Annotated in this window: 12 protein-coding genes; 7 read left to right on the top strand and 5 right to left on the bottom strand. The window is 67.8% G+C overall.

The features are described 5' to 3' along the window. The first annotated feature begins 16 nt into the window (after nucleotides 1–16). Nucleotides 17–1357 (top strand): ferritin family protein, encoded by a 1341-nt coding sequence (locus tag KEG57_RS24945; RefSeq protein WP_272458840.1) that lies wholly within the window; start codon nucleotides 17–19, stop codon nucleotides 1355–1357. On the opposite strand, the gene KEG57_RS24940 is transcribed toward KEG57_RS24945, so the two are convergent. The 4 genes from KEG57_RS24940 to KEG57_RS24925 form a co-directional block, all read right to left on the bottom strand. Continuing rightward, the gene (locus KEG57_RS24940; protein WP_272427682.1) at nucleotides 1316–2539 is read right to left on the bottom strand and encodes an ATP-grasp domain-containing protein; all 1224 of its coding nucleotides are present in this window, start codon (nucleotides 2537–2539) and stop codon (nucleotides 1316–1318) included. The genes KEG57_RS24945 and KEG57_RS24940 overlap by 42 nt on opposite strands. 34 nt (nucleotides 2540–2573) lie before the next feature. Beyond that, a complete protein-coding gene (locus tag KEG57_RS24935) occupies nucleotides 2574–4220 on the bottom strand; it encodes a tetratricopeptide repeat protein (RefSeq protein WP_272458839.1) in 1647 nt (548 codons plus the stop codon). A gap of 52 nt (nucleotides 4221–4272) precedes the next feature. Then, nucleotides 4273–4827 carry a YtfJ family protein gene (locus KEG57_RS24930; protein ID WP_272427680.1) on the bottom strand — a complete coding sequence of 185 codons (555 nt, stop codon included), beginning with the start codon at nucleotides 4825–4827 and terminating at the stop codon, nucleotides 4273–4275. A gap of 90 nt (nucleotides 4828–4917) precedes the next feature. Further along, the gene (locus KEG57_RS24925; RefSeq protein ID WP_272427679.1) at nucleotides 4918–6156 is read right to left on the bottom strand and encodes a monooxygenase; all 1239 of its coding nucleotides are present in this window, start codon (nucleotides 6154–6156) and stop codon (nucleotides 4918–4920) included. A 137-nt stretch (nucleotides 6157–6293) separates the two neighbouring features. Here KEG57_RS24925 and KEG57_RS55710 point away from each other — a divergent pair, with 137 nt between their 5' ends. The 5 genes from KEG57_RS55710 to KEG57_RS24900 all read left to right on the top strand — a co-directional run bounded on the left by KEG57_RS55710 (nucleotide 6294) and on the right by KEG57_RS24900 (nucleotide 11399). Then, nucleotides 6294–7742, top strand: coding sequence for a ferritin-like domain-containing protein (locus KEG57_RS55710; RefSeq protein WP_272427678.1), 1449 nt, complete (start codon nucleotides 6294–6296; stop codon nucleotides 7740–7742). A 31-nt stretch (nucleotides 7743–7773) separates the two neighbouring features. Next, nucleotides 7774–8160, top strand: a complete 387-nt coding sequence (locus KEG57_RS24915; RefSeq protein ID WP_272427677.1) for an NFACT RNA binding domain-containing protein — start codon at nucleotides 7774–7776, stop codon at nucleotides 8158–8160. Between the two features lie 150 nt (nucleotides 8161–8310). After that, nucleotides 8311–9330, top strand: a complete 1020-nt coding sequence (locus tag KEG57_RS24910; protein ID WP_272427676.1) for a deoxyhypusine synthase family protein — start codon at nucleotides 8311–8313, stop codon at nucleotides 9328–9330. 9 nt (nucleotides 9331–9339) lie between these two features. Continuing rightward, complete coding sequence (locus KEG57_RS24905; RefSeq protein WP_272427675.1) at nucleotides 9340–10662, top strand: FAD-binding oxidoreductase; 1323 nt, start codon at nucleotides 9340–9342, stop codon at nucleotides 10660–10662. Beyond that, nucleotides 10659–11399: an SDR family NAD(P)-dependent oxidoreductase gene (locus KEG57_RS24900; RefSeq protein ID WP_272427674.1), complete on the top strand. Its 741-nt coding sequence runs from the start codon at nucleotides 10659–10661 to the stop codon at nucleotides 11397–11399. The genes KEG57_RS24905 and KEG57_RS24900 overlap by 4 nt, the downstream gene beginning before the upstream one ends. A gap of 9 nt (nucleotides 11400–11408) precedes the next feature. Here KEG57_RS24900 and KEG57_RS24895 read toward each other — a convergent pair whose 3' ends face one another. Continuing rightward, a complete protein-coding gene (locus KEG57_RS24895) occupies nucleotides 11409–12149 on the bottom strand; it encodes an SDR family NAD(P)-dependent oxidoreductase (RefSeq protein WP_272427673.1) in 741 nt (246 codons plus the stop codon). Between the two features lie 241 nt (nucleotides 12150–12390). On the opposite strand from KEG57_RS24895, the gene KEG57_RS24890 reads away from it, so the two are divergent. Then, complete coding sequence (locus KEG57_RS24890; RefSeq protein WP_272427672.1) at nucleotides 12391–14250, top strand: FAD-binding oxidoreductase; 1860 nt, start codon at nucleotides 12391–12393, stop codon at nucleotides 14248–14250. The last annotated feature ends 36 nt before the right edge of the window (nucleotides 14251–14286 follow it).

Here is a 14286-nt window from a genome sequence, read left to right as displayed (position 1 = left end):
TCGAGGCAGGCACAACATGACCCACGCGAAACATCCTTCTCCTCTCTCCGTTGCGCTTTTCACGCGAATCCTGCGGGCCGCGGGGCTCACCGCGGGCGCGACCCTCGCCGTCGCGGCGGCTGCGTGTGGCGGCAACGTGGTCATCGATGCGGGCACAGGCGAAACGGGCGGCACGGGCGGCACGGGCGCTACGGGCGGCTCGGGCGGCGGCACCGGCGGCGTCCTCGGCAGCGCCGTCAGCGTCGTCAGCACCAGCGTCGGCGTCGGCGGGACGGGCGCGGGCGGCTCGCTCCCGTGTGAGAACCCGCCGCCCCCGGATGCCGAATATCGTCTCCTGTGCCTCGAAGGCTCCGTCGGCGGCAATTGCCCTCCACTCGCCGACGTCCAGGCCGAGCTCATGAAGCAGGTCCACGGCACCGACGAATGCGTCGGCTCGGGGACCTGCTGCTACGACCTCCCCGGCCTCGGCTGCCAAGAACTCGCGATCAGCGCCCAGTGCTGCTACTACGTGCCCATCGTCTTCGAGTCCTGCGAAGGCCGGCCCTTCGTCGTGGATGGCGAAGCGCGCACCGCCGACCCCGAAGCCCGCGCCGATTGGCTCCTGCAATCCGGGCAAGGTTTGGCCGAGCCACCCAATCTCTCGAACCTCGACCCCGCTACGCGCCGCGCCCTCGCCGACCATTTTACGCGCTCGGGCCTCTACGAGCACGCCTCCATCGCCTCCTTCGCGCGGTTCGTCCTGGAGCTGCTCGGCGCCGGCGCCCCGGCCTCGCTCGTCTCCGCCGCGCAAGAGGCCTTGTCCGACGAGGTGCGGCACGCCAAACTCTGTTTCGGCCTCGCCAGCGCCTACGCAGGCGCGCCGGTGGGTCCGGGCACGCTCCCCATGCCCGAGCTCTCGATCCGGCGGACCCTCGCCGACATCGCGCTCGCCACGGCCCTCGAAGGCGCCGTCAACGAGACGCTCTCCGCGCTCGTCGCGGGCGAAGAGGCCCTGCGCGCGACCGATCCCGCGGTGAAGGCCACGCTGGTCTGGATCGCCGAGGACGAGGCCACGCACGCCGAGCTCGCGTGGCGCACGCTCGCGTGGGCGCTCGAAGCGGGCGGCCCCGAGGTCGCGCGCGCCCTCGAAAAGGCATTTTCCGTCGCCGTTTGCCCCGAGCCCGAGGACCTCGCCGCCCCCGGCGCGGACCCCGACAAACTCGCCGACCATGGCTGCCTCTCGGCCGCGGAAAAACGCGACGTCATGCGCCGCGCCATGGCCGACGTCATCCTTCCCGCCGCGCGCACGCTCCTCCGCGCGCCGCGCGCCCGCCGATCAGTGCGAGATGACGCGCACGAGCTGGACAATCTCGCGTAACGCCTCCGCGACGCCCTCCGTCTCCGGGTGGCGGACCAGCACATACCCTTCGCCCTCGTAACTCGCCGACCGCGGCTCGCCGACCTTGGGCCATTTCACGTCCGTGATCATCCCGCCGAGCTTGCGCTCCGCCTCCTCGATTCCCCACACCTCGCGCACCACGCCCGGCGCCTGCCCGCGCAGGAACGCCGCGCCCGTCGCGTACTTCCGCTCGCGCGGCGCCTCGAACGTATCGAACGTGATGAGCCGCGCGACCTGCTGATACATGTCGAAATCGTGGGCGCGCGCGTTCAGGTTCATGAGCTGCGCGCCGCCCGGTCGCGCGGCGACCTCGGAGAGCACGATCCGCCCGTCCTTTTGCCGGAACCACTCCATGTGGCAAATGCCCGTTTCCAGCCCGAGCACCGAAAGCGCCCGGAACCCGAGCTCCCTGATCGGAGCGAACTCAGGCCCGCTGATGTCGCGCGGCAGAAGCACGCACCACTGGATCCACGGGTTTTCCACGACCTCGATCGGATTCGGCAGGTACCGCGAGATCGAGTACCAGACGGGCTTGCCGCCGATCACCACCGCGTCGAACGTGTGCTCGGCCCCGCGCACGAACTCCTCGAGCAGCACGGGCGACGCCGGGGTCGGGGAGCTCTGCGCGAGCACGCGATCGAGCTCGGCCGCGTCCTTCACGACGAACGTGCTCGCCGAGCCCACGCCGGCCGGCGGCTTCGCGACCAGCGGAAAACCCACCTCGTTTGCGAAGCGCCGCGCCTCGGCCTCGTCCGGGGCGAGGTGGTGACGCGCGCAGGGCAATCCCGCCGCGCGGAGCACGTCTTTCATGCGCGGTTTGTCGCGGAAGTTCCGGATCACCTCCGCGCCCGGCCCCGGCAGCCTCAGCACGTCCCGCGCCTCGGCGACCGCGACCTGTACGAACTCGCTCACGGCGAGCAGCCGGTCGACGGGCGCGACGTTCGCGTCGATCCAGCGCGTCGCCGCCACGAGCTCCGCCGCGTCCTGCACGTTGCTCACGCGAAAATGCTTCACGACCCGTTCGAGGAGCACCGCCGGCAGGTTCTCCTCGACGTCCTGGCTCACGACCGCGAGCCCGAGCTCCGGCACGTCGAGCAGGGCGGCGATGAATCGGATGGCGCTCTCGTTGAAAAAAGGCGTGACGAAGACGGCGAATCGCATGGCGGGCGCCACCATACTCCGTTCGTCCCGGTCTTCAAGGCGTCGTGCGTGACGTCTGCGTGGCAGCGTCCGCCTCGCTCGCCGAGGTCGCCCCTCCGACCACGATAACCTCCGTGTCCCCCGCCTCCGGGGGCGCCTGCAATCGCGCGAGCAGCTCCTCGTAACGACGCCGGAAGGCTGGGCGATCCGGCGCGTTTCGTGCGGCTCGATACCGCGCATCGAGCGCCCGCTGGAAATCCCCGCGTGTGATCCACGACTCCGCGATCCGATCGAGCGCCGTCGCGTCCTCGGGGTCGAGCGCGAGCGCCGCCTCGTACGCCGCGTGCGCCGCGTCCTTCTCCCCGCGCGCCTCGCGGAGCCGCCCGATCGCCACGTGAATCCGCGGTCCATCCCGCCCGAGAAGCGCGAGCCTCCGCGCCGCGGCCTCGACCCGCGCGAGGTCCCCGGCCGCCGCCGCGCGCCGGATCCCCATTTCCTTTTCCGAGGCCGCGACCGCCCAGGCGCCCGCCGCCACGAGCCCCACCCCGACGAACGCCGCGCGCAACACCCACGCGCCAAGGCCCCGCGCTGCCGGGGCCGCTTGCGGCGCCGCGCTCGTTTGCCCCACGAGTACATTCCCGACCGTGCCGTCCCGAAGCTTCCAGATCGCGCCGTCGAGGATGAAGTGGTGCAAATTCACCGCTGCCGCCACGAGCAGCCCGAGCCCCGATTCGAACGGCAAGATCCCGAGCGCGCCTGGCGCGCAGACGATCGCGGGCAGCACCCAGATCGCCGAACCCGCCAGCACGGTTTTTCCGAGATACGAGAGCCCCGCCGGCGCCGCCTTCGCCACGCTGCCGGAGGCCCGCGCATAATGGAACGAGATCCACAAATATTGCACGCTGTGCGCGATCGCGACCCAGATGAACGCGAGCGCCGTCGCCCCGCCCGAAGCATACAGCGCCGGCCGCATGAGGCCGAGCAGCACGGGCAAAACGAACCACGCGGCCTGGCTCGCGACGAGCGCGAGCGCGGGCACGAGCCGCGCAATCCCGGCGATCTGCACGAGCCTCCGGATCACGAGCCCCGTCACCACCACGTACGAAGCCCCCACGACCGCGAGCGCGCCCAGGGCAAACCCTGCGGGAATCCCGAGCGGCGCGAATCGATAGGCGGCGCTCGCCGCTTGCAGAGGATCGGCTCCGCCGGCCGACGCGGAGCCGTGGATGTTCGCGAAGACGAGCACGAACGACAGGACAAACGAGATCCAGACGAGCCGCCGGAGCGCGGGCGCCACCGTGATCCCCGCGCGGCGCAGGAACATCATCACGAGCCCGAAGTTCTGGGCCGTGTAATGCCAGGGGCTCCACGTGAGATAGAGCGTGATGAGCCACGTCCCGAGCCGCGGCGCGGCGAGCGACGCCGCGAAGGCCCCCCAAACCAGGAAACCGAGGGGGAAAGCATAAAGAAAATACCGCCGCCGCCCGGATTCTGTCCCATAGACCCGGAGCAGCGTCGCCCCGTAATGCGGGATCCCGGTCACGAGCACGACGAGCGGCAGCCACCCTTCGAGCGAGCCCATCGGCGCGCCGATCGCGGCGAGCGCGACGACGACGAGCCCGTACCCGATCCCGCATCCGAGCAGGAGATCGGGCCAGGGACCGAAGAGCCAGGGCCGGGGCGCCGCGACGGCGGTGGACATCGCGGCGCATGCTACCGCGACCGAACCGCTCGGGCCATCCTGCGAACGCTCTTCAGCTCCCCTCGACCGCGGCCTTCAGCGTGTCGACGAGTCGCTTCTGGTCCGCGCCCGCGGGCACGCCCTCCTTGGCGAACATCACCTTGCCGTCCTTGCCCACCATCACCACGCTCGTGATCTCGTTCTTCAGCTTGTAGGCCGAGCGCATCCCGCCGGTCCAATCGCAATAGACCGTCGTTCCCTGCTTCTTCGTCTCCTCGCGGACGGCGTCCTTCACGCTGCCGCGCGCGGGCCAGAAATCGTAAGGGCTCACGTCCGCGACGAGCAGGAGCGACACCTTCGACGCGTACGGCCCCGATTTCAGGAGCTTGACGAGGTCACGCCGGAATGCCTCGCTCTTCGGCGCCGACGTCCGATCGTCGTAGACGATGACGATCGGCTTTCCCTTCAGCGACTTGATCTCGACCGCCTTCCCGTCGGCGTCCTCGACACGCGCGTTCGGGGCGGCGCTTTGCTCCGAAAGCACGGCCAGGGCGGTTGCGCTCGGCAGCGTCGTCGCCGCAAGGAGGGTGATTCCGAAGGTGAGAAGGGTTCGTCGGGCAATAATCATTACCCATCAAACAAACCGCTTTTTTCGGATGCTGTCAAGCGCTCCACGATCGGCGGGGATCGGGAGAGTGCGCGCCGGCCGCCCCGGACATCAATTTTCCGTCAGGTAAAAAAACGCGATGCACATCTCGTCGTTCGTGCCCTGGCCCCAGGTCGTCGTCGTGTCGCGCCCGAACGTGTCGTACGTGCACGTGATGCGCATCATGTCGCCCCACGAGAGGTCGATGGGCTTCGTGTAATGGGCGAACCCCTGCCAGTGGAAATCCCAGTTGTTCACGCGGGCCAGGCATTTCTCCTCGCCATCCTGCAAAGCCGAGACGTGCATCCCCTTGCCGAGCTTGTGCATGTGCGGCCAGAGCCCCCACAAAGTGACGTTCATGGGCACGGGCATGCTCGCGCTCTGGTCGACGCTCGCCTGCTTCGGCGGCAAGAGCAGGTTCGTGGCCGCGATGCGCTGCACGGTAGCTTCCTTCGGGACGCTCTTTTCGAGCATGAGGTCGATCTGGGTGCGATCGGCGTGGCGCCCATTTTCGTTGTTGTAATGGATCTGCAAGATCGTCTTCCGCCCCGCGCGCATGCGGAGCCCCGTGCCCTCGGGAAAGCGGAGCGCCCCGCTTCCCGGGCCCGCGCCGACGAGCCACCGCGCGTCCGTCACGTGGATGTCGTCGATGCACGAATACCCGAACCCGGGCTCGCTCGCGTCGCGCGCCTCGGCCTCGGCCTCGGATTCCTTCGTGTCGATGGCGTAGAGCGTGAGGTGGTGCAGCATCGACGTGACGCCCGGACGAACGTGGAAGCCGGTGACGAACATGTCCTCCGTGAGCCCGGGATCGAGCACGAAGCACCGGTAATCATCGAGTTTCGCGGCATCTGGGGTATACGTGTCCTTCATGTCGATGGTCAGGTCGACCCGATCGAGCTCTGCGAGGGCCTTCGGCGCGGGGGGCGCGCCCACCGGCTTCTCGCCCTCGGGCGCGCCGGCGCGGGCCCAGGCCTCGATCGTGTCGATCTGCGCGTCCGTGAGCCAGCGGCCCTCGACGTACGTGTTGCATTCGCCGCTGTTGTCGAGGACGAACGGGGGCATGCTGCGCGACGCCGTGGCGATGCGGATCGCCTCGGCGGTGCGGCGCGCGTCCTCGTAATCGACGAGGGGAAACGGGGCAATGCCGTCCTTCTCGTGGCAACTCCGACAATGCTCGGCGAGGATGGGCGCCACGTCCTCGTGATACGTGGGTATCCGGAGCGGGGCGCTCGCGTCCCCCTCCTTGCTGCCGCACGCGACGAGCGAAAACATCAAAATCGTACCCAGGATCCACTGTGTCCGCATCATCGAGCCCTCCTTCGTGGGTCGGGGGCGACCTGTCGTGGTCGGGAGCGGCCGCTGCACGACGCGTTCCACGGCCCGGCGCGTCGCCTTCGTGTTCGGCGTCTCCCCCGGCGCGCCGATCTTCTGGTATTGTCCCCCTCGTGGACCGCTACCGAAGTTTACGTCTCTCCCTCCTCGTCGCGATCGGCGGAGCCGCGTGCTCGGCCTCGCCTCCGGCCTCGTCCGGCGCCGGTGAGGGCGCCGTCGTCGCCATCCCCACGTCGCCCGCGAGCGCGACGGCCGAGCCCCCGCCCGACGGCGAGCCCGAGCCGGAAAAGCCGAAGGGCATCGGCTGGGTGACCGAGAAAAACGGGAACATCCACCGCGCGACCCGCGTGACGTGCGACGCGACGATCGACATCCCCGCCTGCACGGGCACGGAGAAACACCAGTCCTGCAAGACGGACGCCGATTGCACGGAGCACCCGCACGGCAAGTGTACGAGCGGGGTCGGGCAGGTCGGGACGTATTGCGGCTGCACCTATTCGTGCGAGACCGACGACGACTGCGGCTCCGGAAAGGCCTGCATCTGCAAGGGCACGGGAGCCCTGCGCGCGCGCCACGCCGTCTGCGGGGACGCGTCCTGCGGCACCGACGCCGATTGCAAAGGGAGCACCTGCGGTTTGTCGACGTATTTCAATGGATGTTACGAGCAGGTCACGCTCGCTTGCCGCACCAAGGAGGACAAGTGCAAGAGCGACGCGGATTGCGGGATCTCCCCGCTCGGCTCGTCCTGCGTGGCGACCGGGCCGAGGGGCGCGAAGCCGACCTGGCAATGCGCGTCGATGTCCTGCGTGATCGGCCGTCCCCTCGTCGTGGAAGGCGAGGTCCGCGCAGCACGTCCCCGCGCCCGCGCAGACTGGCGAGCGCCGCTCGTCTTCGACGTGGAACACCTCGCCGCCCCGGCGCGCGAGGCGATCGCGGCGCACCACGCGGCCATCGCGGCCATGGAGCACGCCTCGATCGCGAGCTTCGCGCGGTTCTCGCTCCAGCTCCTCGCGCTCGGCGCGCCGGCGGAATTGCTCGCCGAGGCGCAAACCGCCGCCCGTGACGAGGTGGAGCACGCGCGGGTCGAATATGCCATCGCCTCCCGGATCGGCGGGCGAATCATCGGGCCGGACAAACTTCCGGACGCGACGGCGCGGCTCGCGACGGACGTCGTTTCGTTCGTGGAGTCGCTGGTCGTCGAGGGTTGCGTGGGCGAGACGCTCGGCGCGGCCGAGGGGCAGGAGGTGGCGCGCGCGGTGAAGGACGAAGGCCTCGGGGCCGCGCTCGCGCAGATCGCGGAGGAAGAGGCGCGGCACGCGGCGCTCGCGTGGAAAACGTTGCAATGGGCGCTCGACGCGTTCGGCGACGAGGCGCGTGAGGCCGCGGCGCGGGCGTTCGAGCGGGCCCGAGCGATGCATGAAAAGGATCCGCCGAAGATGCCGGTGGAAAACGAGGAATTCGGCGTACTCGGGGCGCGGACGCTGGGCGCGCTCCGGCGGCAGGCGCTCTGCGAGGTCGTCGCGCCGTGTGTTCAGAAGCTCGGGCTCGTCGCCTGGTCTTGAGGTTCGGCCCTTCGCAAGGCAGACTCCGCGCGTGGGAAGCAAAGGACGACCGTACCGCACCGTGACCGTGGAGGGCTTCGAGATCCTCATCGGCCGCGGCGCCGAGGACAACGACTACCTGACGTTCGACGTCGCGGCGCCGCACGACGTATGGCTGCACGTCGCAGGCGGGACGCCGGGGAGCCACGTCATCGTGCGCAACCCCGATCGCGTCGAGGTCCCCCGCTCGGTCGTCGAGGTCGCCGCCGCCGCGGCCGCCTGGTATTCGAAAGCGCGGGGTGCCCCGAAGGTCGAGGTGCATTTCTGCCGCGCGTCCGAGGTCTCGAAGCCCCGTGGCGCCCCCGCGGGGCTCGTCGAGATTTCGCGATACAAGAGCGTGAAGGTCAAGCCCACGGCGCCGGCCGGCGCGACGGATTGACAGGTCACGCTGACGTTCCGGCCGCGTGAACGCGAATCTTTTGCGTGATGTGGCCTCTGCCAGGTAGGACGTGCTACGCCTCGGGCGCCACGCGGCCGACCTCGATGGCCCGGCTCTCCCCGATCGACCGAAGGAATGGAAAGACTTCTCATGACGCCCCCCACGCTTCCGATTCTCGAGTTCATCCTGAAGAACTACAAGAACTTCAATGCGCGCGCGACGCGTGACGCGTTGATTGCCTACGTTCGACACATCGAGAGCGGCGGGAAGATGTTCTGGGCCCTCGCGGGAGCCATGTCGTCGGCGCAGCTCGGCATCACGCTCGCGCCTGCCATCCGCGCGGGGCTCATTCATGGCTTGTCCGTGACGGGGGCGAACCTCGAAGAGTCGCTCTTCCGGCTCGTCGCGCACGCGAGCTACAAGGATTTCCCCGACTATCGTTACTTCACGAAAGAGGACGACACGAAGATCCTCGAGGACCGCATGCGACGTGTCACCGACACGAGCATCCCCGAGGACGAGGCGTTCCGCGCCGTCGAGAAGTACCTCGTGCCCATGTGGAAAAACGCGAGCACGGCCGGCGAGCGGCGCTTCTGGCACGAATACTTCTACGACCTCATCCAGCGCCTCGAGCCTTCGCTTCACGAAGGCGACCCGGACGCGTGCTGGCTGCTCGCCGCCGCGCGCAAGAATCTCCCGATCGTGGTTCCCGGCTACGAGGATTCGACGTTCGGCAACATCTTCGCCTCCCACGTCAAGTTCGGCGAGTGCAGCGCGAGCATCGTCAAGTCCGGCATCGAGTACATGGCCGCGTTTTATGACCAGTATCGTGAGCTCTCGTCAGGATCGGGCGTGGGCTTCTTCCAGATCGGCGGCGGCATCGCCGGGGACTTCCCCATCTGCGTCGTGCCGTCGATCAAGTACGACCTCGAGCAGCCCGTGAAACCCTGGGCGTATTTCTGCCAGATCTCGGATTCGACGACGTCGTACGGCTCGTACTCGGGGGCGACGCCGAACGAGAAGATCACCTGGGACAAGCTCACGAAGGAGACGCCCATGTTCGTGATCGAATCCGACGCGACCATCGTGGCGCCCCTCCTCCTCAGCGCGTTGCTCGAATACAAGCAACACCCGGAGGCGGCGAACGTGCTCTTGTCGAAGCTCTCGTAGGAGGGAGCCATGGCCGAAGCGATCCTTTCGGCATGGGGGCGACTCGCCTTGCCGGGCGTCGAGCTCCTCGGGGAGAACCTCGAATCGCTCTCGCGCGGCACCACGCTGTCCAGGGGCATGGGTCGCTCGTACGGCGACTCGTCGCTGCCCGCCCGTGGTACCGACAGGGTCGTGTCCACGCGGCTCGCGAACCGGATCCTCGCGTTCGACGCGCGGACGGGCGTCGTGCGCGCCGAGGCGGGCATGAGCCTCGTCGAGCTCAATCGATTGTTCGTTCCGCGCGGCTTTTTCCCGCCCGTCACGCCTGGTACCAAGTTCGTCACGCTCGGCGGGATGGTCGCGAGCGACGTGCATGGAAAGAATCATCATCGCGAAGGCTGCTTCGGCGCGCACGTACGCTCCCTGCGCATGCGCCTCGCCGACGACAGCATCGTCACGTGTTCGCCCACGGAGCACGCTGATCTCTTCCACGCGACCATCGGCGGAATGGGCCTGCTCGGGCATATCCTCGAGGTCGAGTTCACGCTGCACCGCATTCCGAGTCCGTGGATTTTCATGGAAAGCGAGCGCGTGCGCGACATCGACGAGTTCCTCGCCGCCCTCGGACGCGCCGCGCCCCGGTGGCCCATGACCATGGGCTGGATCGATTGCCTCCATCGGGGGCGATCGATGGGCCGTGGGATCCTCATGGCAGGCCGATGGGCCGAGCCGCACGAGGCCCCCAAGGCGCCGCCGCGCGCGGCCGCCGAGTTGACGTTCCCGGTCGAGCTCCCCAACTGGGCGCTCAACCCGGCGACGGCGAGCCTCTTCAACATGGCTTATTATTGGCGACACACGCAGCAACGAGTGGAGACGATCGTCGCGCCGGAGCCGTTCTTCTATCCGCTCGACGCAATTCTGGATTGGAACCGCGTGTATGGTCCGCGGGGTTTTACCCAGTACCAGTGCGTCCTGCCGCGCGCGGCCGGGCCGGCTGCCGTGCGTGAATTCATGGAGCTCTTGACGCGGCTCGGCGGTGCGTCGCCGCTTTGCGTGATCAAGGACTGCGGGCCCGAAGGCGAGGGGCTGCTCTCGTTCCCGCTCGAAGGGACGTCGATCGCCGTGGACATGGCGATCTCGCCGGACATCCAGCGAATCGTCGATCGCCTGAACGAGTTCGTCATCGCGGCGGGCGGGCGGATCTACCTGACGAAGGATCGTTTCACACGGCCAGAGCATTTTCGCGCGATGGAGCCGCGGCTCGAACGTTTCCTCGCGGCGCGAGAGAAATGGGACCCTCACAGGCGGCTGCGGAGCGCGCAGTCCGTGCGGCTTTTTGGAGATCGGGCATGAAGGCGGTCGTTCTCGGTGGCACGGCAGGCATGGGACGCGCGGTCGCGCGAAGGCTCGCGGAGCGGGGAGACGAGGTCTTCCTGATGGGACGCGACGCGGGCGACCTCGCCCGGAGCGCGGCCGATCTCGAAGCGCGGCAAGCAAAAAACGCCCGCGTGGGGTACGCCCTATGCGACCTCGAAAAACCCGAGGGCTTCGCCGCTGCGCTCGACGAAGCCGACCGAGCGCTCGGCGGGTTCGATACGGTCGTCGTCACGGCGGGGATGTTCGCGACCCAGGAGGCGCTGGAGGCGGACGTCGAGCTCACGCGCCGTGTCCTCACGGTGAACTACACGAATACCGTCGTCTTCTGCGAGCACGCGCGCAAACGACTCCTCGAACGCGGGGGCGGGCGGCTCACCGTCTTTTCGTCGGTGGCGGGCGATCGGGGACGCAAGCCGGTCGCGCTTTATGGATCGAGCAAGGCCGGCCTCTCGCATTATCTCGAGGCGCTCGACCACAAGTTTCACGCGAAGGGGCTCTCCGTCCTTTGCGTCAAGCCCGGATTCGTCAAGACCGGCATGACGGCGGGGCTCAAGCCGCCGCCGTTCGCCGGTGAGCCGGACGAGGTCGCGAAGGATGTCGTGCGAGCGATGGTCGCGCGCAAGCCGCTCCTCTACACGCCCGCGATCTGGGCGCTCGTCATGCTCGTGATTCGATGTCTGCCGCGCTTCGTGATGCGCCGGATCGGCTTCTGAATCGCGCCCTCAGCGCCCGGAGAGGAACGGGAGCTTCTGGAAAAGGGCCTCGGGCATCCGCCGCACCACGGGCATGATCAGGCCCCACCTCGCGGGCACGTAGGCCTCGGGCGTTCCGTCGTCCATCGCGCGCACGATGTCCTTCGCCACCGCGGCGGGCTTGCCGAAAAGAGCGGTCTTTTCGTGATCCCGCGTCATCGGCGTATCGACCGGGCCGAGCTTGAGCGTCGTCACCGTCACGCCCGAACCATAGAGGCGCGTGCGCAGCCCTTGCAGATAAACGTTGAGCGCACCTTTGGCCGCGCCGTAGGTGTAGTTCCGGGGGCGCCCGCGATCTCCGGCGACCGAGGTGATGACGCCGAGTCGACCTTTCCGGGCGGCCTCCATGTGATTCGCGAGCGGGATGAGCAGGGAGACGACGCTGGTGAAGTTCGTACGGACAATCGCCTCCGCTTCGTCGAAGGAACGCTCGCTGGCGAGCTGATCGCCGAGGTCTCCGTGCGCGATGAGCGCAGCGTCGATGTTGCCGAGCGCCGTGATCGCGTCCGTGATGACGCGCTCGTTCGCGCCGAGCTCACCGAAGTCGCTGGTCGCCACGGAGACCGTCGCGCCCGTGCATCGCGCGGCCACCGCGGCGAGCTTTTCGGGGTTGCGACCAACCAGGTGGAGGCGATCGCCGCGAACCGCGTGAATTTGCGCGACCTCCGCTGCAATTGCGGACGTGGCACCGAGGATCAAGACACGTTGCATGGAAAATCCGGGCGTATGCGCGAGCCGCGCTTGCTTTGGGCGGCGATGCTAGCCTCCCCGTCTCCCTCGTTCAAGGCCTCGCCGGGTGAAGGCAAGGCCGGTGATGCCGCGATGCAGCACGATCTGCCTGCGACTTGAGGTGCGGCACGACACAACTTCATCGTGCTACTCTCCCGCCCGCTCGTCCCGTAAGCGGACCACTCCCCTCTGGATTTCCTCTCGCCCACCCCTATCGAACATCATGGCGCACGAAAAGCGTGACAATGCACCCGGCTCGGCACACCTCCCTCCGCGCGGCGCGCGGGAGCCGAGCACACGTATCATCCCCCGCTCCGCCCCGCAGGCCACGGACGCCGAGAGCCTGGATGGCTGGGGTTTTGCCGATACTCGTTTCGTCGTGAAGCCGAACGGCAACGTCGTTCTCACCGGCGGCCGTTACAACATCAGCAACGTCGATCTCCCCTCGCTGCTGCCGTGGATCTCGGCCACGCTCGCCGCGCCTCTCTCCTATGGCAACCGGAACGAGCCGCATTACCCTCCGCCGGTCCCCGACGCCAGGGAGGCGACCGATCTCGTCGCCGCGCTGCGCGTCTTCCTCAAAGAAGATCAGATATCGAGCGATCCGCTCGTCCGCCTGCGCCGAGGCCACGGGCACACGGGCGCCGAGATCTGGGCCATCCGTTACGAGCGTCTGGAGCGCGTGCCGGATCTCGTCGTGTTTCCCACGTCGCATGACGAAGTCGTGAAAATCACCGAGGCAGCCAAGCAACACGGCGCGTGCCTCATTCCTTTCGGCGGCGGCACGAACGTCACGGATGCCTTGCGCCTCTCGGTCCACGAAGAGCGGTTCGTCATCGCGGTCGATATGCGGCGCATGAACAAGATCCTCTGGATCGATCCCGTCAACCGCATGGCCTGCATCGAGGCCGGCGCGACGGGCCGGCATATCGTCGCCGAGCTCGAGAAGTACGGGCTCACCATGGGACACGAGCCCGACAGCCTCGAGTTCTCGACGCTGGGCGGATGGATCGCGACCAACGCGAGCGGCATGAAGAAAAACCGCTATGGCAACATCGAAGATCTCGTCCTCGACATGCAGATCGTCACCGCGCGCGGCGTCGTCGAGCGGCCGCAGGTGGCGCCACGCGAGAGCATCGGCGCCAATCCGAAGAACTTCATGTTCGGGAGTGAAGGCAACTACGGCATCGTCACCACCGCCGTCGTGAAGCTCTTCGCCATGCCCGAGGTGCAGCGCTACGGGAGCGTCATCTTCCCCAACCTCGAGCGTGGGCTCGCGTTCCTCTATGACTTGCAGCGCGCCGGCGCCGTGCCCGCGAGCGTGCGCGTGATGGACAATACGCAATTTCATTTCGGCCAGGCGCTCAAGCCGAAGAAATCCGGATTGCTCGCGCATGCCAAGAGCCATGCGGAGAAGATCCTGGTGACACGGCTCAAGGGCTTCGATCCGAACCAGCTCGCCGTGGCCACCATCGTGTTCGAAGGGACGAAAGAAGAGGTCGAGTTCCAGGAGAAGACGCTCTACCGCATCGCTCGACAGCACGGCGGCCTGAAGGCCGGCGCGGCGAACGGCGAGCGTGGGTATCAGCTCACGTTCGGCATCGCGTACATCCGGGATCTCACATTCGAGCATTGGGCCATCGCCGAGAGCTTCGAGACGAGCGTCCCGTGGAGCCGCGCGCTGGAGCTGTACGACCGCGTCCACAAGCGCATCCTGCGCGAGCACGAGCAGCGGCGCTTGCCGGGCAAACCCTTCTTCACCGGCCGGATCACGCAGGTTTATCCGACGGGCGTCTGCATCTACTTCTACCTCGGCTTTTATGCCAAAGGGGTCGAAGATCCCGTACGTCAATATGCCGAGCTGGAGCACGCCGCGCGCGAGGAGATCCTGGCCGCTGGGGGCTCTCTGTCCCACCACCACGGCATCGGCAAGATCCGGCAGGATTTCGTGAAGGACATCTACTCGGAGGGCGCGCGCACGTTCATGCGGGACGTGAAGCAGGCCGTCGACCCGGACAACCTCTTCGGCGCGGCGAACCACGGCGTGCTCGGCCAGGTACGGCTCGAGCGCGACGAAGGGTAATCGAGGAGGTGCCGCGATGAACGAAACGGGCCGAGG

It is taken from the genome of Polyangium jinanense, from assembly GCF_028435365.1.
Note: the sequence above shows the minus strand (reverse complement) of the source record. Positions and strands in the feature narration are given on the sequence as shown.